At 66.8% G+C, this 21,699-nt stretch carries 19 protein-coding genes; 12 read left to right on the plus strand and 7 right to left on the minus strand.

The window, feature by feature from the left end; all coding sequences use genetic code 11:
* The first annotated feature begins 2 nt into the window (after positions 1-2).
* The 3 genes from KSS90_RS14400 to KSS90_RS14410 all read left to right on the plus strand — a co-directional run bounded on the left by KSS90_RS14400 (position 3) and on the right by KSS90_RS14410 (position 2,914).
* Entirely contained in the window at positions 3-1,115 is a 1,113-nt protein-coding gene (locus KSS90_RS14400; RefSeq protein WP_217866094.1) for a saccharopine dehydrogenase family protein, read from the plus strand.
* Position 1,116: 1 nt separating this feature from the next.
* Positions 1,117-1,596, plus strand: coding sequence for a DUF2269 family protein (locus tag KSS90_RS14405; RefSeq protein WP_217866095.1), 480 nt, complete (start codon positions 1,117-1,119; stop codon positions 1,594-1,596).
* A gap of 163 nt (positions 1,597-1,759) precedes the next feature.
* Positions 1,760-2,914 (plus strand): cysteine desulfurase family protein, encoded by a 1,155-nt coding sequence (locus KSS90_RS14410; protein ID WP_217869797.1) that lies wholly within the window; start codon positions 1,760-1,762, stop codon positions 2,912-2,914.
* Positions 2,915-3,057: 143 nt separating this feature from the next.
* Here the strand turns inward: KSS90_RS14410 and KSS90_RS14415 are convergent, their stop codons facing one another.
* A complete protein-coding gene (locus tag KSS90_RS14415) occupies positions 3,058-5,226 on the minus strand; it encodes a TonB-dependent receptor (protein ID WP_217866096.1) in 2,169 nt (722 codons plus the stop codon).
* A 259-nt stretch (positions 5,227-5,485) separates the two neighbouring features.
* Between KSS90_RS14415 and KSS90_RS14420 the strand changes: the two genes are divergently transcribed.
* The gene (locus tag KSS90_RS14420; RefSeq protein WP_217866097.1) at positions 5,486-6,340 is read left to right on the plus strand and encodes a CAP domain-containing protein; all 855 of its coding nucleotides are present in this window, start codon (positions 5,486-5,488) and stop codon (positions 6,338-6,340) included.
* Positions 6,341-6,469: 129 nt separating this feature from the next.
* On the opposite strand, the gene KSS90_RS14425 is transcribed toward KSS90_RS14420, so the two are convergent.
* On the minus strand, positions 6,470-7,432 hold the full coding sequence (locus KSS90_RS14425; RefSeq protein WP_217866098.1) for a GlxA family transcriptional regulator: 963 nt from the start codon (positions 7,430-7,432) through the stop codon (positions 6,470-6,472).
* A 98-nt stretch (positions 7,433-7,530) separates the two neighbouring features.
* On the opposite strand from KSS90_RS14425, the gene KSS90_RS14430 reads away from it, so the two are divergent.
* The 3 genes from KSS90_RS14430 (at position 7,531) to KSS90_RS14440 (ending at position 10,121) form a co-directional block, all read left to right on the plus strand.
* Positions 7,531-8,142 carry a LysE family translocator gene (locus KSS90_RS14430; RefSeq protein ID WP_217866099.1) on the plus strand — a complete coding sequence of 204 codons (612 nt, stop codon included), beginning with the start codon at positions 7,531-7,533 and terminating at the stop codon, positions 8,140-8,142.
* 136 nt (positions 8,143-8,278) lie between these two features.
* A complete protein-coding gene (locus KSS90_RS14435; protein WP_217869798.1) occupies positions 8,279-8,629 on the plus strand; it encodes a cupin domain-containing protein in 351 nt (116 codons plus the stop codon).
* Positions 8,630-8,738: 109 nt separating this feature from the next.
* Complete coding sequence (locus KSS90_RS14440) at positions 8,739-10,121, plus strand: hypothetical protein (protein WP_217866100.1); 1,383 nt, start codon at positions 8,739-8,741, stop codon at positions 10,119-10,121.
* On the opposite strand, the gene KSS90_RS14445 is transcribed toward KSS90_RS14440, so the two are convergent.
* Positions 10,086-11,483, minus strand: coding sequence for an MATE family efflux transporter (locus tag KSS90_RS14445; protein ID WP_217866101.1), 1,398 nt, complete (start codon positions 11,481-11,483; stop codon positions 10,086-10,088). The genes KSS90_RS14440 and KSS90_RS14445 overlap by 36 nt on opposite strands.
* Positions 11,484-11,587: 104 nt before the next feature.
* Between KSS90_RS14445 and KSS90_RS14450 the strand changes: the two genes are divergently transcribed.
* The 3 genes from KSS90_RS14450 to KSS90_RS14460 all read left to right on the plus strand — a co-directional run bounded on the left by KSS90_RS14450 (position 11,588) and on the right by KSS90_RS14460 (position 16,086).
* Positions 11,588-12,181 (plus strand): TetR/AcrR family transcriptional regulator, encoded by a 594-nt coding sequence (locus tag KSS90_RS14450; protein ID WP_217866102.1) that lies wholly within the window; start codon positions 11,588-11,590, stop codon positions 12,179-12,181.
* 139 nt (positions 12,182-12,320) lie between these two features.
* The gene (locus KSS90_RS14455; protein WP_217866103.1) at positions 12,321-14,726 is read left to right on the plus strand and encodes a glucose/quinate/shikimate family membrane-bound PQQ-dependent dehydrogenase; all 2,406 of its coding nucleotides are present in this window, start codon (positions 12,321-12,323) and stop codon (positions 14,724-14,726) included.
* Between the two features lie 109 nt (positions 14,727-14,835).
* Entirely contained in the window at positions 14,836-16,086 is a 1,251-nt protein-coding gene (locus KSS90_RS14460) for a carbohydrate porin (protein WP_217866104.1), read from the plus strand.
* A 52-nt stretch (positions 16,087-16,138) separates the two neighbouring features.
* On the opposite strand, the gene ykgO is transcribed toward KSS90_RS14460, so the two are convergent.
* Positions 16,139-16,285 carry a type B 50S ribosomal protein L36 gene (ykgO, locus tag KSS90_RS14465; RefSeq protein ID WP_023632134.1) on the minus strand — a complete coding sequence of 49 codons (147 nt, stop codon included), beginning with the start codon at positions 16,283-16,285 and terminating at the stop codon, positions 16,139-16,141.
* A gap of 133 nt (positions 16,286-16,418) precedes the next feature.
* Between ykgO and KSS90_RS14470 the strand changes: the two genes are divergently transcribed.
* Positions 16,419-18,509: a TonB-dependent siderophore receptor gene (locus KSS90_RS14470; RefSeq protein WP_217866105.1), complete on the plus strand. Its 2,091-nt coding sequence runs from the start codon at positions 16,419-16,421 to the stop codon at positions 18,507-18,509.
* A gap of 81 nt (positions 18,510-18,590) precedes the next feature.
* Positions 18,591-19,235, plus strand: a complete 645-nt coding sequence (gene alkB, locus KSS90_RS14475; protein WP_046855398.1) for a DNA oxidative demethylase AlkB — start codon at positions 18,591-18,593, stop codon at positions 19,233-19,235.
* A 4-nt stretch (positions 19,236-19,239) separates the two neighbouring features.
* On the opposite strand, the gene KSS90_RS14480 is transcribed toward alkB, so the two are convergent.
* From KSS90_RS14480 to KSS90_RS14490, 3 genes are read right to left on the minus strand one after another with little or no spacing between them, the layout of a single operon-like run.
* Positions 19,240-20,202: a LysR substrate-binding domain-containing protein gene (locus KSS90_RS14480; RefSeq protein ID WP_217866106.1), complete on the minus strand. Its 963-nt coding sequence runs from the start codon at positions 20,200-20,202 to the stop codon at positions 19,240-19,242.
* A gap of 57 nt (positions 20,203-20,259) precedes the next feature.
* The gene (locus tag KSS90_RS14485; RefSeq protein WP_217866107.1) at positions 20,260-21,216 is read right to left on the minus strand and encodes a peptidylprolyl isomerase; all 957 of its coding nucleotides are present in this window, start codon (positions 21,214-21,216) and stop codon (positions 20,260-20,262) included.
* Complete coding sequence (locus tag KSS90_RS14490; RefSeq protein WP_217866108.1) at positions 21,213-21,689, minus strand: YbjN domain-containing protein; 477 nt, start codon at positions 21,687-21,689, stop codon at positions 21,213-21,215. The genes KSS90_RS14485 and KSS90_RS14490 overlap by 4 nt, the downstream gene beginning before the upstream one ends.
* Positions 21,690-21,699 lie beyond the last annotated feature (10 nt).

A 21,699-nucleotide genomic window follows, 5' to 3' on the forward strand; every position in this document is an offset into this window, starting at 1 on the left:
GCATGTCTCCCCGAATCCTGGTGATCGGCGCCTACGGCAACTTCGGCCGTATCATCTGCCGTCACCTGAGCCAGATGCCCGCCGTGCAACTGGTAATCGCCGGCCGCAATGCCGACAGCCTCGCGCAACTGGCCACCCAATTGAGCGGCAGCGAAAGCTGGTGCGGCGATGCGCTGGCCACAGGCTTTGCCGATGCCCTGCGTGCGCTGCGCATCGACTGGGTGATCCACACCGGCGGCCCGTTCCAGGGCCAGCCCTACCGCGTGGCCGAGGCCTGCATCGAAGCCGGCGTACACTACTGCGACCTGTCCGACTGCCGGCTGTTCGTCAATGGCATCGCCCAACTCGACGAGCGCGCCCGCCAGGCCCAGGTCACCCTGCTCAGTGGCTGCAGTTCGGTGCCGAGCCTGTCGTCGGCGATTCTCGACGAGCAGCGCCATCACTTCGGCCGTATCGACCGCATCGAGCACGGCATTTCTTCCTCGGCGAAGATGCCCGGCCTGTCCACCATCGAAGGCGTGCTGGCCTATGCCGGCAGGCCGATCCGTCAGTGGCGCGACGGCCGTCCGTACAGCGTGGACGGCTGGCTCGGCCTGCAGCTGCGCCATCTGCCCGGGCTCGGCTGGCGCTTGCTGAACAACGTCGACGTGCCGGACATGGACATCTTCGCCGAGCGCTACGGCGCCCGTGACCTGGCGTTCAAGGCCGGCTCCGGGCTGATGCTCGGCGGCCTGGCCAATGCGGCACTGGCGCGGTTGGTCAAGTTGGGCCTGGTGCGCGACCCGCTGCCCTGGGCGCGACGCCTGCATCGGCTGGGCAGCCGTTGCGAACGCTGGGGCGATGGCAAGAGCGCGATGTACCTCGACGTTCGCGGCCTGGACCCGCAAGGCCAGCCACTGCGCCTGCAGGCCCTGGTCAGCGCCAGCGACGACAAGGGCCCGGAGATCCCCAGCTGCGCGGCGGTGGCGCTGATGGCCAGGGTTGTCGAAGGTTACCGCCCTGCCCCGGGCGCCCGCCCCTGCGTCGGCGAGATCAGCGTCGAACAGTACCTGGCGGCCATCGGCGAGCCGGACAAGGTGAACTACAGCGTCGATTTAAGGTACGGGCGAGGCTGAGATGAGCTACCTGCTGCTCAAGTACCTGCACATCATCGCCGCGGTGTTTCTCTTCGGCTTCGGCATGGGCTCGTACCTGTACCTGATTGCCGCCAATCGCAGCCGCGACCCACGGGTAATCGCCGCGGTGGCGCGGATGGTGGTGCGCTTCGACGCCTGGATCACCACGCCGGCGGGGGTGCTGCAGCTGCTGACCGGCTACGCCATGGTCAGCATGGCCGGCATGCCGTGGTCCGCCGACTGGCTACGTGCCGCGCTGCTGATCTTTGTCGCGGTCGGCGCCTTGTGGCTGCCAGTGCTGCTGTTGCAAAAACGCCTGCACAGCCTCGCCGCCCACGCAGCCGAGAGCGGCACGGCGCTGGGGCAGGCCTACCAGCGGCTGTATCGCCCATGGTTGTGGATGGGAGTGGCGGGGTTCGCCGGGATGTTCCTGATCGTGCTGGTGATGGTCACCAAGCAGGCGCCGTGGCAGTGGTTCTGATCCATCGGGAAAATATTTCTACCTCTACGCACTTTATGCGTAGGATTTTTTTCCGCATTCCCGACAGATCGCGAAAAAGGGAAAACATTCATGTCGGCAGTTCCCTAGGATGATCTCCATGGATGCCGACAGGCGGCATCCACGCACGGACCCGCCCTCGATCATGCCCAGCACCCCGCTCTACTTCGACTACGCCGCCACTACCCCGGTCGATGACCAGGTCATCGCCGCCATGCTCACCTGCCTGGGCCGCGAGGCGAACTTCGGCAACCCGGCCTCCAGCGGCCATGCCCACGGCCAGGCGGCCCGCGAAGCCGTCGAGCAGGCCCGTTGCCAGGTGGCCGAACAAGTCGGCGCGCAGCCCGGCGACCTGGTCTGGACCTCCGGCGCCACCGAATCCAACAACCTCGCGCTCAAGGGCATCGCCCAAGGCTGCGCGCAGCCGGGGCATGTGATTACCAGTCAGCTCGAGCACAAGGCCATCCTCGACACCGCCACCGAACTGGAGCGCCTGGGCTGGGCGGTGACCCGCCTGGCCCCGGATGCCCAAGGGTTGATCCAGCCCGAAGCGGTCAGGGCCGCACTGCGCCCCGATACGCGCCTGGTGTCGCTGATGGCGGTGAACAACGAACTGGGCACGGTGACCGACTTTGCCGCTATCGGTGACATCGTCCGCGAGCACGGTGCGCTTCTGCACGTGGACGCGGCGCAGGCAGTGGGCAAGGTTCGGATCGACCTGGCGCAGCAGGCGGTCGACCTGATGTCGTTCTCGGCGCACAAGGTCTACGGCCCCAAGGGTATCGGTGCCCTCTACGTCGGTTCGCGCGCGCGCCCGGCGATGCGTGCGCAGATGCACGGCGGCGGCCATGAGCGCGGCCTGCGCTCTGGCACCCTGGCCACCCACCAGATCGTCGGCATGGGCAGCGCCTTCGCCCTGGCCGGCCAGCCCGGCGCGGCGGAGTATCAACGCCTGGAGCAACTCGCCTGGCGCTTGCGCGACGGCCTGCTGGCAATGCCCGGGGTCACGCTCAACGGCTGTGCGGTGCAGCGCATTCCTCACACCCTCAACCTGTGTATCGACGCCAAGGGCTTCAACAGCCTGGCCTTGGCCGGCGAGCTGGCGTTGTCCACCACTTCGGCATGCAACTCGGCGAGCAACGCCGCGTCCCACGTGCTGCTGGCCCTCGGCCTCGACGAGCGCCAGGCGCGCAACAGCGTGCGCCTGAGCATCGGGCGCTACACCAGCGAAGCGGACGTGGATACGGCGCTGGCGGTGTTTGGTCGGGTGATCGGCGCGGCGGCAGTAGCGCTCTGGTAGGGCAGCACTTTCGCAGGCGGGAACGGCGCCGCTGACGCGCCGCATCGCCGGCAAGCCGGCTCCCACAGATCTATGCATTCCCCTGTGGGAGCCGGCTTGCCGGCGATGAGGCCCGCACAGCCGACACACGTACCGTCTAGACCTCAGAAATCAATGCTCCCCGAGAACTTCACCAGCCTCGGGTCGCCTTGGGTCAAATACCCCCCATTGGCCGACGCCCAGTAGTTCTTGTCCGTCAGGTTCTCCACATTGACCCGCAGGGTCACCGCCTTTTCCTGCACCTTGAAGCGATAGCGCGCACCAACGTCGAAACGGTTCCAGGTCGGCAGGCTCAGGGTATTGGCCGGGTTGGCGTACTGCCCGCCGGTGCGCAGCATGCGCGCATTGAGCGCCACGCCTTCCAGCCCCGGCACATCCCAGTCGACACTGGCATTGAGCTGGAAGGTCGGCACGCCTACCGCGTGGTTGCCATCGGCCGTGCCGCCCTGGGTGTTCTTCAGCTCGGTGTCCATGCGCGTGCCACCGGCCATCAACCGCAGCCCCGGCAGCGGCTCGCCGAACACACTGAGCTCAAGCCCCTTGTTGACCTGCTCGCCATCCTGGACGAACACATTGCCGTCGACGAAGCCATCGGTAGGCCGTTCGATACGGAACACCGCCAGGTTGGCGCCGAAGGTCTGGTAATCGAGCTTGACCCCCGCCTCCACCTGCTTGGTCTTGGCCGGCGGGAACACTTCGCCGACGTTGATCACCTGCCCCGACGCCGTGGCGCCCTGGGCCAGGCCTTCGATACGGTTGGCATACAACGAGACCGATGGGTTTAGCTTGTAGACGATGCCGTACACCGGTGTGGTGACCGCTTCGTCATAGAAAGCGTTGCGCCCCAGGTCCGGGCCCGGCCCGTCGTAGGCATAGCCTTCCACCCGCAGTTGCTGGCGCCGCACACCCACGGTGAGTAGCAGGGTGTCATCGAACAGGCCCACGGTGTCGGACAGCGCGATGCTGCGGTTGCGAGTCTTGCCGGTCACGCCGGGGTCGTCCAGCTTGCCGCCGACGAAGGTCGGCGTGGTCGGCTTGGGCAACGGGTCGGTGCGGTAGATATTGGTGGCCTGCGAGTTGTAGAAGACGAAGGCGTTTTCCTGCTGGGTCCAGATGCTCGCCGCGCCGATGTTCAGCTGATGGCTGACCGGCCCGGTCTGGAAGCGGCCATTGATGCCGCCCATGAAGGTGGTGTTGTCTTCGTTGTGGGGGATTTTCGAGCCGCCGATGGTGGCGTCGCCGCTGGCCGCGTCGGTGAGGATCGGCGTGCCGTAGAAGCCGTTCTCGTGGGTGTGCTTGACGCCCCCGGCCAGGTAGCCGCTCCAGTTGTCGTTGAAGTCGTAGTCGCCGCGGAGCATGCCGAAGGTATCCTCGGTCTCGGTCCAGGCCCAGTCCTGGCCGTAGTTGTGGTCGGCGTCCGGCGCATGAGGGATATCGGTCAGGCCGGCACCCAGGCGCACTGAGTTGCGCATATGGTTGACCCTCTGCTTCTGGTAGCCAAAATCGCCCGACACCCGGAAGTTGTCGCCACGGTAGTCGAGCCCGGCGACGAACAGCTTGCTGCGCTGGTCCTGGTCGTCGACCGCCGTCTCGCCCTCGCGCTGCGAGAGGTTCAGGCGCACGCCGAAGCGATTGTCCGCGCCGAAGCGCTGGCCAATGTCCAGGTGCTCGCCAATGCGCCCGTCACTGCTGATGTCCTGGGTGTAGCGGCGGGTAGGTGTGTCGCCAGCGCGCTTGGGTTGCAGGTTGACGTTGCCGCCCAGGCCGGTGCCGGTCGGGCTGGCGCCGTTGAGAAAGGCATTGGGCCCCTTGAACACCTCGACCCGCTCCACCGCATCGGTGGAAATCATCTGCCGCGGCAGCACGCCGTACAGGCCATTGAACGCCACGTCGTCGCCATTGAGCGGCAGGCCACGGATGACGAAGACCTGGGACTGGTTGCCAAAACCGAACGACTGGCGCACCGACGGGTCATTGAGCAGCACATCGCCGATGTCCTCGGCCTGCTGCTCCTCGATCAGCTGCGCGGTATAGCTGGTCATGGTGAACGGCACGTCCATCATGTCCTGGTTGCCCAGCACGCCCATCTGCCCGCCACGGGCCACCTGGCCGCCGGCATAGGGTTCGGGCAGTTCGCCGGCAGGCGCCTTGAGCGCCTCGGCATTGATGGCGGTGGCATCCAACTCGATGGCGCCATCTGCGCCATGGGCGCTGACGGCAACGGAACAGCACAGCGCAAGGAGGGTCGATTGATACGGGCAGGCACGTGTCATGGAGGGCTCCCGGGGAGGATCAGGGCCGTCCTGGCGGATGAGAAACTTGAGGTGACTGAGTAGTGTTTCTAGCCGATAGTGCGAATTATTACCAAACAACCGCACTTTTTTACCGACCAGCGGTCTACCTCCTCTTTTGCCGACTGCAAGCGATTGCCAAGGCTTGGTTTTCATAGCGCACAGGGCCGGGCCAAAAGCCTTGCGCTTGTGTAGGATGGGCAGCGCAGATCCAGACGCTGCCAGTTACAGGGAGATCCACATGCGCGTCCCATCCGTTGCCTGCCTCGGCCTGACGCTGGGCCTGCTTGCCGCCACCGGCAGCCAGGCGTATGCCGGCGAAGAAGCGCAACTGATCGATACGATCAACGTCTACCGCAGCCAGGCCCAGCGCTGCGGTGGCGAGGCTTCGCTGGAGCTGCCGCCGCTCAACAGCGACACCCGCCTGGCGCTGTCGCCGGAGGGCACCCGCGATCTGCAGCAGGCCATGACCCGCGCGGCCTACCCGATGGTCAACGTGCAGGCCATCAGCCTGTCCGGCCCACGGGATGCCAAGTCGGCGATGAAAGCCATCGAAGAGAGCTTCTGCCAGGTGGTGCTCGACCCGCAGTTCGTCGATATCGGTGTCAGCCAGGAGGGTCGCGACTGGCGCATCGTCCTGGCCCGCCCGCTGCTCAGCGGGCGCCTGGGCGACTGGCAGGCCGAAGGGCAGAAGCTGTTGCAGGAGATCAACGCCGCGCGCAACCTGCCGCGCCAGTGCGGCGGCCAGCCCTACCCCGCCGCACCGGCGCTGGCCTGGAGCGCGACCCTGGCCGGCGTCGCCGCCAACCACACCCGGGCCATGGCCAACCAGAACTTCTTCGACCATATCGACCGCGATGGCCGCACCCCAGGCGACCGTGCGGAGCTGGCCGGCTACCTGTATCGGCAGATCGGCGAGAACATCGCCGCCGGGCGCGACACCGCGCGCAAGGTGGTCGATGGCTGGCTGGCCAGCCCTGGACACTGCGCCACACTGATGAACGCGGATTTCCGCGAGCTGGGGGCGGCGTATGCGGTGGACCCGAAGAGCGACGCGGGGATCTACTGGACGGGGTTGTTCGGTACGCCACAGTAGAGCGCTTCAGGCGGGCTACTGCCCTGCAGGAACAACTTACTTGTATTGGGGCCGCGCTGCGGCCCATCGCTGGCAAGCCAGCTCCCACAGGTACAGCGCAAGGCTTGAGGTCTGCGCGGCCCCGCGATCTCACGATCTGCGCAGCGCCAGCGCCGTGCAGCCAAACCGCCGCCGCACCCACTTGCCCAGGTAACTGGCATCGCCCATGCCCACTTCATCGGCGATCTGCGCCAGGCTGTGGCTGGAGTTGAGCAGCCGCCAACGCGCCTGCTGCAGGCGCAGCTCCTGCCACCAGGCCTTGGCGCTCATGCCATGGCAGGCCTGGAACTGACGGTCGAGCTGGCGCCGGCTGATCCCCAGCTCCGCTGCCAGCGCCTCCACCGGCAGCCGCGCCGCCAGGTGATGGCGCATCAGCGCCGTGGCCCGTTGCACCTGGCGCCCCTCCCCGGCGCCGGCCTCCAGCGAACGCAAGGCGTGGCGACTGTCGCGACTTTCGTCCACCAGCATGTCGGCCAGGCCCTTGAGCGCCCGGGCGCGGCCGCTGGCGCGGGCGATCAGCTCCACCGCCAGGTCGATGGCCGCCGTGCCACCGGCGCAGGTCACCCGGCTGCCGTCGAAGCAATACAACTGGCCGGTCAGCAGCCGCACACGGGGAAACGCCACACGAAACTCGGCCTCATGGCGCCAGTGCACCACCACCTGATGACCGTCCAGCAGGCCACAGGCCGCCAGCAGGAAGGCCGCATTGTCGACACAGACCAGCTTCACCCCCGCCTTGGCCGCCTGTTTCAGCAAGGCCCGGTAGCGCGGCGCCAAGGCCGCCGTGGCGCTGGCATTGCGCCCGCCGAACAGCACCAGATGGTCGTAGGCGCTCCAGTCGACCTGCGCGGGCGTCGCCTCCACCTGCACCATGGCCCCGCTGCTCGACGGCACAGGCGCCAGGTCCAGGCCGATCACGGTCCAGCGGCAGTAGCGCTGGCGACTGTAGTCCTCGTCGTCGGCGGAAAAGCGCAACTTGTCGAGGAAGGCGCCGAAGGGCAGCAAGGCGAATTCCGGCAGCGGCAGGATCAGCAGGCGCAGGTCGGGTGTCATGGCAATGTCCGGATATGACCATCGTTTGTCCGAATACTACCCTGTATTCCCACCACCCTGCCCTACACTGGCGCCCTCACCACCGACAAGGCACTTCCATGGCACTCGACACCTGGCTCATCTACCTGCTCGCGAGCATCGGCCTGTCGCTGACCCCAGGCCCCAACAGCCTGCTGGCCCTGACCCATGGCGCGCTGTACGGCGCCCGGCGCACGCTGTTCACCATTTGCGGCGGGGTGTTCGGTTTCTGCGCCCTGATCGCCCTGACCATGTTCGGCCTGAGCGCCCTGCTGCAGGCCTCGGCCTCGGTGCTGACGGTGCTCAAGTGGGTCGGCGGGGCCTATCTGGTCTGGCTGGGGATCCAGCTGTGGCGCACCCCGGCGCTGCATCTCGAGTTGCCCCGCGGCAGTACCGCGCTGAGCAATGCCGGGCTGTTCCGCCAGGGCTGCCTGTCGGCGCTGGCCAACCCTAAGGTGCTGTTGTTCTATGGCGCGTTCCTGCCGCAATTCATCGACCCACAGCGCGGCCTGCTGCTGCAGTTCGTGGTGATGGCGGCGACCTTCGCCAGTGTCGAGTGCCTGGTGGAATACCTGCTGGCGCGCCTGGCATTTCGCATACGGCCATGGCTGGCCAAGGGTGGCCGGGGGTTCAACCGCGCCTGTGGCGGCCTGTTCGCGCTGATCGGCGTGGCCCTGCCGTGGGGGCGATAAGCGAATCCACGGCAGCGGCCTTGCACCAGGCGCCAACACCTCGATCGCCGCAGCTTGTCGATCGCAGGTTCGCCTGGGGCAAGGCCGGGCACCTGCCTACAATGTCTCTGTGCAACCATCTGCCTGCGAGAACCTCATGCTCGACAACCTGTTCTCCGCCCTGCCCGCCTTGAACCCTCAAGCCGACGAGCAATTCGACGACCTGTTGCGCCGCCCCGGCCTGCGAATCGAGCGCATCGTCTCCAGCGGCCAGGCCAGTGCTCCAGGTTTCTGGTACGACCAGGCCGAAGGCGAATGGATAGTGCTGCTGGCCGGCAGCGCCGACGTGCGTCTGGAGCACGAGGCCCAGGCGCGTCGGCTCGCCGCCGGCGATTGCCTCGACATTGCGCCGCACTGCCGACACCGCGTCGAATGGACCGCCGCCGACGAGCCAACCATCTGGCTTGCCGTGTTCTATGACGCCGGGGCAACTACGACGCGCGACTGAAGCGAACGCACCGACACAACCATGGACCTGGCAATTCTGCCAGTTGCCCAGGCCTGCGCCGTTCGTCGAGAGTGCTGGTCAGCCTCCGAACAGCTACGGACAGCCCCAGATGAACCTTGTTCGCCATAGCCCACTCATCATCGCCGCGGTCGCGCTGGCAGGCTGCGCGACCGACAACGCCGATCATTCCGCCGCCGCCAGTACGCCACCGGCACAATTGAACATCGTCCAGCAACGCCTCGGGCCCTCGACGCTGCCCGCTAACCTGGGCACCCGCGGCCCTGAAGCCGCGCGCCAGCTCAAGGCCTGGTACGACGCCACCCCCAGCGACTGCGGCGGCGCCGACAAACCTTCACATATGTGCAGCGGCATCATGCTGCGCGGCACCGCGAGCAGGCCGGACTATCCCTCCTGGGATCCCAGCGAAAGTGCCATCGAACTGGGCGGCGTGTCGTTCTCGTGGTTGCGCCGCGACCACACCTTCGACAGCATCTGGGAGAATCGCAACGGACTGATCTTCTACCCCCACCAGCAGATTCCCGCCGGCAAGCTGCGCAACGTCCAGGTGCTGTGCTCGTTCCCGAGCAACGCCGACAGCTGGCGCCGTCCCACCCAGCAAGGGTGCGGGCCGATCGAGCACGACAGCCCGCTGACCGATCCCTGCGAGACTCAGGGTATCGTCAGCGCCGATGCCTGGCTGGACAAGTACACCGACCTGGTCACCACCAACCGCATCTGTGGCTGGAACCAACGCCCAGGCAGCGGCGCCGTCGCCGACTGGTTCGCTACGTCTGTCGATGCGCACCAACGGCTGCCCACCGTACGCTGGAGGATCTTCGACGAGCTGCTGCTGTCCGCCTGGCAACGTGGCCAGGGCGCCATCCTGCCAATCCAGTCGTTCTTCTATCCCGCCGACCAGCTGGAGTCGCGAGCCAAGGCTCAGCGCGACCAGACGACCTACTACGCGCAATACGGCCAGCTTCTGCCGCTGATTCGCCTGGCGTTGCCGAAAAGCAAGGATCATCCAGCGGTGATCAGTTACCTGGAGGGCGATCAGGCGGTAGGCCCTGGGGTGCCCAACTACCACGTCGGCTTCGAAGACCTGCCAACCGGGCCGCTGATCGATCTGGTTTCCGCTGGCCTGGGCTTCAATGTGCGCCATTCCACGCTCAAGGAAATCCGCGACAAGCCTGACAGCGATCACTTCACCGGCCGCTACCTGGCGGTGAACCTGCAGGCGGAGTTCCCGGTGGACGTCGCCGCCAATGCCCGACAGCCCCGCCGCGTGACATTGTCCTGGGGCTGCAATACCTATTGCATGGTTCGCCAGGCCAACAGCGGCGAGGTGATCGAGCTGGTCAGCGACGATGGCATCGGCCCGATGCGCCACGGGCGGTTGACACTCCAGGTACAGGCCCCGGAGGTGATCCAGCTGAATACAACGGGCGAAGACGGCTCACTGCTGTTGCTGGACAACCTGGACATCGACTGAGCACGCCCCTGGCGCAACGCGCTGCGGACGCTGCAGCCGGTAGAAGCGCCAGGGCAGCAACACCGCCGCCACCGCCAGGCCGCTGGCAAAGCCGACCCATACCCCCACCGCGCCCAGTGGCGAGTGGAAGGCCAGCCAGTAGCTCAGCGGCAAAGCCAGCAGCCAATAGCTGACCAAGGTCACCCCAACCGGCCAGCGGTAGTCCTGCAGACCACGCAAGGCGCCCAGCGCGGTGGACTGCAGGCCGTCGGCCACCTGCATCGCCGCGACCACCACGAACATCGGCACGGCGATGGCGATCACCTGCGGGTCGTCGCTCATGGCTTCGGCTATGCGCTGCCCGAACAGCGCCAGCAGCACGGTGGCCACCAGCATCCAGGCGGTAACGCTGGCGAAGGTGGCGCTACCGATGGCGCGGATGCGCGCCGTCTCGCCGCGGCCCTGGGCCTGGCTGATGCGAATGCTCACCGCCGCGGCCATGCCCAGCGGCAGCATGTACAGCAGCGCGCCGATCGACTGCACCACCTGGTTGGCCGCCAATGCGGCGTTGCCCAGCCAGCCGAGCATCCACGCCGCGACTACCACCGCGCCGGCCTCGGCCAGGTAGCCAAGACCCAGCGGCCACCCCTCGCCCAGCAGCGTGCGCCACCCCAACCGCCGCCCCTGTGGCGCCTGGCGATAGCGCGCCAAGGACGGCGCCATCCGCCAATAGGCCAGGGCCAGCACCACCGCCAGCGACTCGGCGATCACCCCAGCAACGCCCGCCCCCAGCAGGCCCAGCGCCGGCAAGCCGAAATGCCCATGGATCAGGCCGTAGGTCAGCGGCAGGTTGAACAGCACCGCGCTCATCACCAGCAGCACGGCCACCCAGGGCCGGCCGATGGCCTCCAGCACGTCCTTGAACACCACCGCCAGGCAGTACGGAATCAGAAACACCGCCATGGTCTGCCAGTACGGCGTCAACAGGGCCACGTCCGGCAGCGGCACGCCCAGCCATTGCACCAGCGGCAGCGTGGCAAGCATGGCCAGACAGCCGAGGATACCGACCAGCAGCCCATAGCCCAGGCCACCACGCAGCGTGCGCGCCACTTCGCCCGGATCGTCGGCGCCGAAGGCATGGCCGACGCGCACGCTGAGGGTGGCGAGCATGCCGTACAGCCCGGCATGGAAAATCAGCCCGGCGCTGCTGGTCAGCGCGACACAGGCCAGCACCAGCGTCCCCAACGATGCCAGCAGCATGGTGTCGGTCAGGCTGATCAGCCCGGCCGCCGACAGGCCCAACACCAGCGGCAGCGCCAGGCGCAGCAAGCCCGGCAGCTCGCCCAGCCAGGCAGTGGGTTTACGCGAAACGAGGGCAGACACGGTGACAATCTCCAATTGACATACGCTGCGTATGCTAATGCCATTTATTGACATACGCAACGTATGCTAATTTGCGCCCATCGTCTTTTTTCATCGGAGCCTCAATGCCCACCCCTCGCCGCAGCCGCGCCGCCATGAGCGCGGACACCACCGAACGGCTCATCGCTGTCGCCCGCCGCCAATTCGCCGAAAAAGGTTTTGCCGCCGTGGTGATGGACGAATTGTGCGCCGCAGCCGACCTCACCCGCGGTGCCCTGCACCACCACTTCGGCGGCAAGGCCGGGTTGTTCACTGCCGTGGTGCAACACCTGCTCGACGAGATCAACCAGGCCATCGACGCCCGCTACGCCACCCACACCGATCCGTGGGAGGGCTATATCGACACCTGCCTGCACTACTACGACCTGCTGCATGAACCGGCGCTGCGGCGCATCCTGCTGCAGGACGCCCCCGCGGTGCTCGGCCCGCGCCTGCGCGAGCTGGAAGAGGCCAGCTACATCGGTCCCATGGCCCAGGGCCTGGTCGAGCTGCAGCAGGCCGGCAGGTTGCGCGCGTTCGATGCCGTGGCCATGGCCCACCTGCTCAACGGCGCGATGGGCGACAGCGGGATCTGGGTGATTGCCCAGGACGATCCGCAGGCGGCCGCCGAGCGCGTGAAGGGTGCGTTGCGCTGCCTGTTGGAGGGGTTGCAGGCCTGAGTCCATTTTGTCGCGTGGCTGCGGATGGTTAATCACTTTCTGGACCTGCGACAGTCGGTCCCGATTTAAAATGTACTAACTTGTTAATTAGCTTGCTAAGGGACTAAACTGCCGGCATTCCACCTGCGAGATCCCTGGCATGAAAGACTCACCCCGCGCCTCTGGCGCCTCAACCTTCATCCTGGTCGGCCTGGGCGTTGTCATCGCCCTGCTCGGTCTGCTCCTGGCCGCCGGCGGCCTCAAGCTGGCCGGCCTGGGCGGTTCCTGGTACTTCCTGACCGGCGGCCTGGCCATGGCCCTCGCCGGCGTGCTCATCGCCCGAGGCAAACCCCTCGGCGCCTGGCTGTACGCCCTGTTCCTCGCCGGCACCGCGATCTGGGCCGTGGCCGACGCCGGGCTGGTGTTCTGGCCGCTGTTCTCGCGCCTGTTCATGTTCGCCGCCATCGGCCTGGTGGTCGCGCTGGTTTACCCGCAACTGGTACGCCGCAAGGCGCGTGGCGCCTATGGCATCGCCGGCTTGCTGGCCGTGGCCCTGGCCATTGCCGCCGGCAACATGTTCGTCGCCCACCCCAGCGTCGCCCCCACCGGCAACGGCCCGGGCCTGACCCCGGTCGAGCCAAGCCAGCAGCAGAAAGACTGGGCCCACTACGGCAACACCGAAGGCGGCAGCCGTTTCGCCGCCCTGGACCAGATCAACCGTGGCAACGTCGACAAGCTCAAGGTCGCCTGGACCTACCACACCGGCGACGTCGCCCTCAGCGACGGCAATGGCGCCGAAGACCAGCTCACCCCGCTGCAGGTCGGCGACAAGGTGTTCATCTGCACCCCGCACAACAACCTGATCGCGCTGGACGCCGACACCGGCAAGCAGCTGTGGAAGAACGCCATCAACGCCCAGTCCAAGGTCTGGCAGCGTTGCCGTGGCATGGCCTACTTCGACGCTACCACGCCAATCGCCCAGCCGAGCCAGCCGAACAGTTCACCGATCACCCTGGCCAGCGTGCCGGCCGGCGCCAACTGCCAGCGCCGCCTGCTGACCAACACCATCGATGGCCGCCTGATCGCCGTCGACGCCGACACCGGCGCGTTCTGCCAGGGCTTCGGTGACAATGGCCAGGTCGACCTGAAAGCCGGCCTGGGCGCTGTGCCCGACTCGTACTACCAGCTGTCCTCGGCACCGCTGATGGCCGGTACCACCGTGGTGGTCGGTGGCCGCGTGGCCGACAACGTGCAGACCGACATGCCCGGCGGTGTCATCCGTGGCTTCGACGTGATCAGCGGGGCCCAGCGCTGGGCCTTCGACCCCGGCAACCCAGAAGACCGCGCCGCCCCCCAAGGCGACGGCACCTACGTGCGCAGCACCCCGAACAGCTGGGCGCCGATGTCGTACGATCCGGCGATGAACACCGTGTTCCTGCCGATGGGTTCCTCGTCCACCGATATCTACGGCGTGGAGCGCAACAAGCTCGACCACACCTACGGCGCCTCGGTGCTGGCCCTGGACGCCACCACGGGCAATCAGAAGTGGGTCTACCAGACCGTGCATAACGACCTCTGGGACTTCGACCTGCCGATGCAGCCGAGCCTGATCGACTTCATCAAGGACGACGGCAGCAGCGTGCCAGCCGTGGTGATCGGCACCAAGGCCGGGCAGATCTACGTGCTCGACCGCGCCACCGGCAAGCCGCTCACGCAAGTCGATGAAGTGCCGGTCAAGCCAAGCAATATCCCCAACGAACCCTACTCGCCGACCCAGCCGAAATCGGTGGGCATGCCGCAGATCGGCGCGCAGACCCTGACCGAGTCGGACATGTGGGGCGCCACGCCCTATGACCAGCTGCTGTGCCGCATCGACTTCAAGAAGATGCGCTACGACGGCCTGTACACCGCACCCGGCACCGACCTGTCGCTGAGCTTCCCGGGCTCGCTGGGCGGGATGAACTGGGGCAGCATTTCCACCGACCCGGTACATGGTTTCATCTTCGTCAACGACATGCGCCTGGGCCTGTGGATCCAGATGATCCCGTCGCAGAACAAGGGTGATGCCGCCGCCGGTGGCGAAGCACTGAACACCGGCATGGGCGCGGTGCCGCTCAAGGGCACCCCGTATGCGGTGAACAAGAACCGCTTCCTGTCGGTGGCCGGCATCCCGTGCCAGGCGCCGCCGTTCGGCACCCTGACCGCCATCGACATGAAGACCCGCCAGGTCGCCTGGCAGGTGCCGGTCGGCACCGTCGAGGACACCGGCCCCCTGGGCATCCGCATGCACCTGCCAATCAAGATCGGCCTGCCGACCCTCGGCGGCACCCTGTCCACCCAGGGCGGCCTGGTGTTCATCGCCGGCACCCAGGACTTCTACCTGCGCGCCTACGACAGCAGCAACGGCAGCGAGATCTGGAAAGCCCGCCTGCCGGTCGGCAGCCAGGGCGGCCCGATGACCTATGTGTCGCCCAGGACCGGCAAGCAGTACGTGGTGATCACCGCCGGCGGTGCGCGCCAGTCGACCGACCGCGGTGACTATGTGATGGCGTACGCACTGCCATAAATCGCGTCGCCTGTATCGCCGGCAAGCCGGCTCCCACAGGGTCCGTGCCCTCACTGTGGGAGCCGGCTTGCCGGCGATGGGGCCCTTTCAGACCACCCGAGACTTCGCAATGTCATCCGTTTCACGCCTTACCCCCACCCTGTTTCTTGCCCTTGCCAGCACCACTGCATTCGCCGCCGACAACACCCTGACCGGTGACTGGGGCGGCCTGCGCCAGCAACTCGCGGCAGACGGCATCACCTTCACCGGCGACTACAGCGGCGAGACCGCCTATAACGCCCACGGCGGCCTGCACCGTTCGGCCCGCTACTCGCAGAACCTCAAGCTGGGCGCGCAGTTCGACCTGTCGAAACTGTACGGCCTCGACAACGGTGGCAAGGTCCAGCTGACCATCAACGACCGCCGCGGCAACAGCGCCTCGGAGGACCTGGTGGGCAACCGCCTGCCGATCCAGGAAAACTACGGCGGCCTCTACACCCGCCTCACCGAACTGAGCTACGAGCGCAACCTGTCGCCTGCGCTGAACCTCAAGCTCGGCTACATGGCCATGGGCAACGACCTCGGCGGGCTGGACAGCGGCATCCTGTGCAACTTCATGAACGCCGGCTTCTGCGGCCACCCGTTGAACATGTCCGGCGGCAGCGGCTGGACCAACTACCCCAACGCACACCTAGGTGCGCGGCTCAAGTACGACCTGGCGCCGGACTGGCAACTGCGCGTGGCGGCGTTCAACGTCGACCCCGAGAGCAACGGCAACTCCAGCCGTGCCTGGCACCTGGGGCCCAAGCACAGCACCGGCACCGTGCTCCCGCTGGAGCTGGTGTACAAGCTGCGTGGCGAGCTGCCGGGCGAGTACAAGGTCGGTTACTACTACGACAGCTCGAACGTGAAACGCATCGGCAGCAGCGAGGAAGTCGCCGGTCGCGGTGGCCATTACCTGCTGGTAGACCAGGCCGTGTGGAACGACCCGGCATTGCCGGGGCGCAGCCTGCACGCCTTCGGCCAGTACTCGGCGTCGAGAAAGGCCGCCTCGCCATTCACCAGGTGGTACGGTGCCGGCGTGGTGCTGTACCAGCCGTTCGCGAGCCGGCCTCGGGACACCGTGGCGCTGGGTTACGGGCGCGCAGTGCCGAACCCGCGCAGCCGCGACGTGCTCGAGGCTGCCGCATTCGATGCCGGCCAGCCATTCCCCGACATCGACAGCGCCGAGCAACTGATCGAGCTGAGCTACGGCTACCAGGCCACGCCGTGGCTGAACCTGCGCCCGGACGTGCAGTACATCGTCGAGCCAGGGGCGTTCTCCGGGAAGGATATCGACAACGCGCTGGTGCTTGGATTGCAGGTCAAGGCGACGTTCTGAAGCCCTGGGGCTGCGTGACAGCCCCAGTGTCGCTAACGGCTACGCATCAAGGTTAACCGCGCTTCTTTTTCACCCCACCCTGCCTTGCCTTGAAGCGCGGATTGGACTTGCAGATCACATAGATCCGGCCGCGGCGCTTGACCACCTGGCAATCACGATGACGGCGCTTGGCCTGCTTGAGTGAGGACAGTACTTGCATGAGAACCTCCAGATACGTAATAACATAACGTTAACGCAAATCATTCCCATCGCGCAACCGCCCCACCGCAGCTTCTTCTAGCGATGACTGGAACGATAATGTAATGTTATTACATATTTAACGGAGATCCCCCTTGAACCCTCGCGCTCCCCTTCTGGCCGGCCTTACCCTGGGCTTGTTCGGCCAACCGTTCGCTGCCGCCCAACCCCTGGTGCTGGACGAAACCTCGATCACCGACGCCTACCTCGAAGAGCGCGCCGACGGCCCGGTCCAGGGTTATCGAGCCACCCGCTCGGCCACCGCCACGCGCACCGACAGCGATATCCGCGACACCCCGCAGAGCATCGAAGTGGTGCCGGCCCAGGTACTCAAGGACCTCAACAGCACCCGCATCGACCGCGCCCTGGACTTTGCCGGCGGCGTGTCGCGGCAGAACAACTTCGGCGGCCTGACCTTTCTCAACTACAGCGTGCGCGGCTTCACCACGGGGGAGCTGTACAAGAACGGCTTCGCCGTCAACCGCGGCAGCTACAGCGCGCCCGACACCTCCAGCATCGAGCGCATCGAGGTGCTCAAGGGCCCGGCCGCGAGCCTCTATGGCCGCGGCGATCCCGGCGGCCTGGTCAACATCGTCAGCAAGCGACCCCAGGCCGAGACGTTCAGCACCGTGAACCTGAGCGCCGGCAGCTGGGACCGCTACCGCGGCACGCTGGACGCCAACGCGCCGCTGGACAGCCAAGGCAACCTGCTGGGCCGGGTCAACCTGGCGGTGGAGGACAACGGCAGCTTCCGCGATCACGTCAACAGCGAGCGACGGATCGTCAGCCCGTCGCTGAGCTGGCAGCTGTCGCCCGACACCCGCCTGCTGCTGGACACCGAGTTCTCTCGCACCGAATCGGTGTTCGACCGTGGCATCCCCGCGGTCAATGGCCAGATGGGCTCGGTGCAGCGCTCGGCGTTCATGGGCGAGCCCAACGACGGCAAGATCCGCAACGACAACCAGACCGTCGACCTGGCCCTGGAGCACTTCCTCGACGACAACTGGAAGCTGCGCCTGGCCACCCACTACACCCAGGGCACACTGAAGGGCAACAGCTCCGAGCCCCAGGCCCTGGTCGGCAACACCCTCACGCGCTTCTACCGCGAGCGCGACTTCGAGTGGAACGACAACATCACCCAAGCCGAACTGCACGGCCAGTTCGAGCTGCTTGGCTGGCAGCACCAGAGCCTGATCGGCCTGGAATACGAGAACTACCGCAACAGCCAGAAGTACCCGCAGAGCGCGACCCTGGCCAGCTACGGCCTGGACATCCGCAACCCGGTATACGGCAAGCCCAAGCCGGCCCTCACCCGCGCCAATGACTTCTTCGAACGCACCGAAAGCCATGCCCTCAACCTGCAGGACCAGATCGCCTTCAGCGAACGCCTGCGCGGCCTGCTCGGGGTACGCCTGGAGCGCATCGAGCAGACCTCGCAGAACCGCAGCAGCGGCATCAGCAACAGCCAGGCCAAGGATGTCGCCACGCCCCGCGTCGGCCTGCTGTACCAGCTGACGCCACAGGTCGGCGTGTTCGCCAACGCCTCGACCTCGTTCAAGCCCAACACCATCGGCACCCAGGGGCAGGTGTACAAGCCCGAGAAAGGCATCGGCTACGAGACCGGCCTGAAGCTCGACCTGTTCGACAGCCGCCTGGGCGCCACGATGGCGCTGTTCCATATCGACAAGGAAAACGTCATCACCACCGATGCCCTGGGCGAGAGCATCGCGGCCGGCAAGGCGCGCAGCCAGGGCCTGGACCTGCAGTTCAGCGGCCAGCTCAGCGAGGCGGTGCGGGTGATCGGCGCCTATGCCTACATCGATGCCGAGGTCACCAAGGGCGATGCCAGCCTGCCCAAGGGCAGCGACCTGCTGGGCATTGCCCGTAACAGCGGCAGCGTGATGGGCGTGTATGAGTTCCAGAATGGCGCCCTGCGCGGTTCGGACCTGGGCGCGGCGTTCAACTATGTCGGCGAGCGCTCCGGCCAGGCCGGCAGCGCCTTCACCCTGCCCTCGTACAGCACGGTCGACCTGCTGGCGCACTACAAGGCCAGCGAGCAGGTCACCGTGGGCCTGAACCTCAACAACCTGTTCGATCGCAAGTACTACGAGCGTTCATACAACAGTTCATGGGTGCTGCCGGGCGAGCCGCGCAATGTCAGTGTCAGCCTGACGCTCAGTCTCTGAGGCCAACGCAGTGGCGCGCGATGCCCCACGCACCGGGGCATCGCGATACACTGTGCGGACACCACCCAAGCAGCCCCTGGCATGATCCAGTCCGATCTCGATCTGTTCGACGCACACCCCCAGCAGCTGGCCGCGCACACCACGCTGCTGCCAGGTTTCGCCCTGGCGGAGCTCGAGCCCCTGCTCGATGCCTTGCGCCCGGTGCTCCGCGCGGCGCCGTTTCGCCATATGCAGACCCCCGGTGGCCTGCGCATGGCCGTGGCGCTGAGCAATTGCGGCGCGCTGGGTTGGGTCAGCGACGCAAGCGGCTATCGTTACTCCGCCACCGACCCGGTCAGTGGCAAGCCCTGGCCCGCCCTGCCCCGGGTGCTGGTCGAGCTGGCCTCACGCGCCGCCGCCCAGGCCGGTTTCGACGGCTTCGTGGCGGATGCCTGCCTGATCAACCACTACCTGCCGGGTACCCGCCTGAGCCTGCATCAGGACCGCGACGAGCAGGACTACGCCCATCCGATCGTCTCGATCTCGCTGGGCCTGCCCGCGGTGTTCCTGTTCGGCGGGCTGCAGCGCTCGGACCGTACCCGGCGCATCCCGCTGAACCACGGCGACGTGCTGGTGTGGGGCGGCGAGGACCGTCTGCGCTTCCATGGCGTGCTGCCGATCAAGCCTGGCGTGCATCCGCGCATGGGCGAGCGGCGGATCAATCTGACGCTACGCAAGGCCGGGTGATCGGTTAACGGCTGATAAACCATTCGCGGCGTTCCTCGAACGCGGCCCGGATCGCCCCCACCATCACCTGCACCAACGGATCGGCTTCGGTGCGCCCATCGACCGCCAGCCACACGCGCCGGCGCATCGGCTCGCGGAACAACCCCGGCAAGGCCAGCAGGCCACGATCCAGATGCGCTGCGTAGTGCGGCAGCAAACCGACACTGGCGCTGCACTTGATCAACTGGCAGTACATCTCGTAGTCCTGGATCTGCGTCACGCCGGCCGAGCGGGAGTTCAACAGCGCCTGCCAGGGCGTCAACGCCTGCACGCCAACCTCGCCTTGCCATTGCACCAGCATGTAGTCCTGCAGGTGCGCCAGGCTGGTCGGGCGGTTGGCCTCGCGGGCATAGCGCTTGGCGATATGCGGCAAGTACTCGAGGGTGGCCAGGGCTTCGGCGGTGCTGTCGGCAAAGCTGCCAACGCGGGCACCCTGGTCAAGGTCGCCCAGCCATAGCGCCACATCCGCGGCCTGCTCGGGTACCTGGCGACCATCGAGCGTGGCCACCTCCAAGCGCATGCCGGCATGCTGGCGCACGAAGTTGATCAGGTTGCGGCCCAGCAGGTCCTGCAACAGTGGTTCGGCCACGGCCAGGCGCACACTGGCGCTGGCTTCCCGCGGCGCTGGCACCACTGGTTCGCGGGCCTGGAGCACCTGCTGCAGGCGCTCGCCCTGCTGGCTGAGCACCGGGTTGTTGTTGCGGTTGACGAACAGGCTGTAGCCCAGGCGTGCCTCCAGCGCCGCCAGGCGCTTGCGCAAGGCTACCGGCTTGAGGTTGAGCCGCCGCGCCGCCTGCATGAAACAACCGCAGCGCGCGGTGACCAGAAAACAGTTCAGGGTCTGTTCGTCCAGGGCCAGCGGCACCTGGGGGCGAACGACGTGTACGCTGGTATCCGGGACTCGCCCCCGGGACAGATCGATAGGCATCCCTCGCCTCCTGCGGGCCTGACTGGGCAGGCCCGCTTCTTCCATGGTTGTTGGCGACTAGCGGCTGCTTTCCAGCACCTGGTTGAGCGCCGCGCCGTCGATGCTCAAGGTGGCAGTGTCGAACATGCCCTCGACATAGGCCTTGGCCACCTGCTCCTGGCGCTGGGCGCGCAGCACCTGGCGCAGGCGCGGGGCCACCTCGTCGAAGGTCGCCGCCCGGGCCGGCTGCTGTTCCACCAGCTTGATGATGTGATAGCCCGCCGCGCTCTGCACCGGTTCGCTGACGCTGCCCACCTTGAGTTTCGGCACCACCCCGCGCACCTCCGGCAACAGTTGCGCCAAGGCCTGCAGGCCGGTATCCCCGCCGTTGGCGGCGGTGCCGGCATCCTGCGAATGCTCGCGGGCCAATGCGCCAAAGTCCGCATCCGCGGCCTGGGCCTGCTTGGACAGGGCCGCGGCCTGCTTGCGCACGGCCTCGTCATCCTTGGGATTCTCCACCCGCAGGAATATCTGGCTCAGGCGATAGCGTGCCGGCAGTTGCAAACCAGCCTTGCCTGCCTCGTAGGCCTGCTTGAGCTCGGCATCAGTGGGGTAGTCATCGGGCACCTTGCTCACCGAGTCGAGGTAGTCGCGCAGGACGATCTGCTCGGTGGCTGCGCGGGTCTGCACCTGGATCTCCGGACGCTGCAGCCAGCCTTGGGCCTCGGCCTGCTGGTACAGGGCCTTTTCCGCCAAGCGGGCGCGGATCCAGGCCTCCAGTGCTGGCCGGTCGCCGCGCAGGCTGGCGCGGGACTCTTCGGGCAACTGGGCGAACAGCGCCTTGAGTTCGCCACTGCCCACCTGTTGCTCGCCCAGGCGCGCCAGCACCGGGCCGTTATCGGTGGCCACCAGGGTGGCGGGCGAAGCCGGGCGCGCCGCCGCCACCGGCTCGTCGCCCGGGCGCAAGGCCAGGGCGACCGCCACTGCGACAACGGCCAACGCGCCAGCGCCGGCCCACAGGGTTCGCGCCGTCACGAGGCGCTTACCGCATCGCTGCCGACTTGTTCGGGCGCGGTTTCGGCGACATTGCGGCTGTAGTCGCGCAGGTAGACGATGAACTCCTGCAGCAGGCGGTCCCACAACAACAGGCTGCCAAGCAGGTGTTTCTCGCTGACGCCGTCGGCAACCACCACGTCCTTTTCCATCACCAGGAACTCGCCCTGCACCGACAGGCGGGCGAAACGCCGCGTGGCATTCCAGCGCTCGGCCAGGCCCGCGGGCAGCTCGCCCTGGATACGCAGCGCGCAACTGAAGGTGAAATCGAGGAACTCGCCTTCCTGGTTCAGCGCCCGGTTACCGAAACGTACGGCGTAACCCACGCCCTGGCTGGCGCTGAGCAACTGCACCACGGCATTCTGCTCGGTGCGATTGACCCGGCAGCCGGCATCCTGCAGCAGCTTGGTCAGGGAGTCGGCGCTAACGGTTTCGATCAGGGTGACTTCGGTCATGTGCTTACTT

This window comes from Pseudomonas maumuensis, from assembly GCF_019139675.1.
Lineage (GTDB): Bacteria > Pseudomonadota > Gammaproteobacteria > Pseudomonadales > Pseudomonadaceae > Aquipseudomonas > Aquipseudomonas maumuensis.

Coding starts and splice junctions, on each gene's coding strand:
- KSS90_RS14490 (WP_217866108.1), bottom strand. CDS start 21,689: ATGACCGAAGTCACCCTGATCGAAACCGTTAGCGCCGACTCCCTGACC.
- KSS90_RS14435 (WP_217869798.1), top strand. CDS start 8,279: ATGCTCGACAACCTGTTCTCCGCCCTGCCCGCCTTGAACCCTCAAGCC.
- KSS90_RS14415 (WP_217866096.1), bottom strand. CDS start 5,226: ATGACACGTGCCTGCCCGTATCAATCGACCCTCCTTGCGCTGTGCTGT.
- KSS90_RS14405 (WP_217866095.1), top strand. CDS start 1,117: ATGAGCTACCTGCTGCTCAAGTACCTGCACATCATCGCCGCGGTGTTT.
- KSS90_RS14450 (WP_217866102.1), top strand. CDS start 11,588: ATGCCCACCCCTCGCCGCAGCCGCGCCGCCATGAGCGCGGACACCACC.
- KSS90_RS14425 (WP_217866098.1), bottom strand. CDS start 7,432: ATGACACCCGACCTGCGCCTGCTGATCCTGCCGCTGCCGGAATTCGCC.
- KSS90_RS14420 (WP_217866097.1), top strand. CDS start 5,486: ATGCGCGTCCCATCCGTTGCCTGCCTCGGCCTGACGCTGGGCCTGCTT.
- KSS90_RS14400 (WP_217866094.1), top strand. CDS start 3: ATGTCTCCCCGAATCCTGGTGATCGGCGCCTACGGCAACTTCGGCCGT.
- alkB (WP_046855398.1), top strand. CDS start 18,591: ATGATCCAGTCCGATCTCGATCTGTTCGACGCACACCCCCAGCAGCTG.
- KSS90_RS14455 (WP_217866103.1), top strand. CDS start 12,321: ATGAAAGACTCACCCCGCGCCTCTGGCGCCTCAACCTTCATCCTGGTC.
- KSS90_RS14480 (WP_217866106.1), bottom strand. CDS start 20,202: ATGCCTATCGATCTGTCCCGGGGGCGAGTCCCGGATACCAGCGTACAC.
- KSS90_RS14430 (WP_217866099.1), top strand. CDS start 7,531: ATGGCACTCGACACCTGGCTCATCTACCTGCTCGCGAGCATCGGCCTG.
- KSS90_RS14460 (WP_217866104.1), top strand. CDS start 14,836: ATGTCATCCGTTTCACGCCTTACCCCCACCCTGTTTCTTGCCCTTGCC.
- ykgO (WP_023632134.1), bottom strand. CDS start 16,285: ATGCAAGTACTGTCCTCACTCAAGCAGGCCAAGCGCCGTCATCGTGAT.
- KSS90_RS14410 (WP_217869797.1), top strand. CDS start 1,760: ATGCCCAGCACCCCGCTCTACTTCGACTACGCCGCCACTACCCCGGTC.
- KSS90_RS14440 (WP_217866100.1), top strand. CDS start 8,739: ATGAACCTTGTTCGCCATAGCCCACTCATCATCGCCGCGGTCGCGCTG.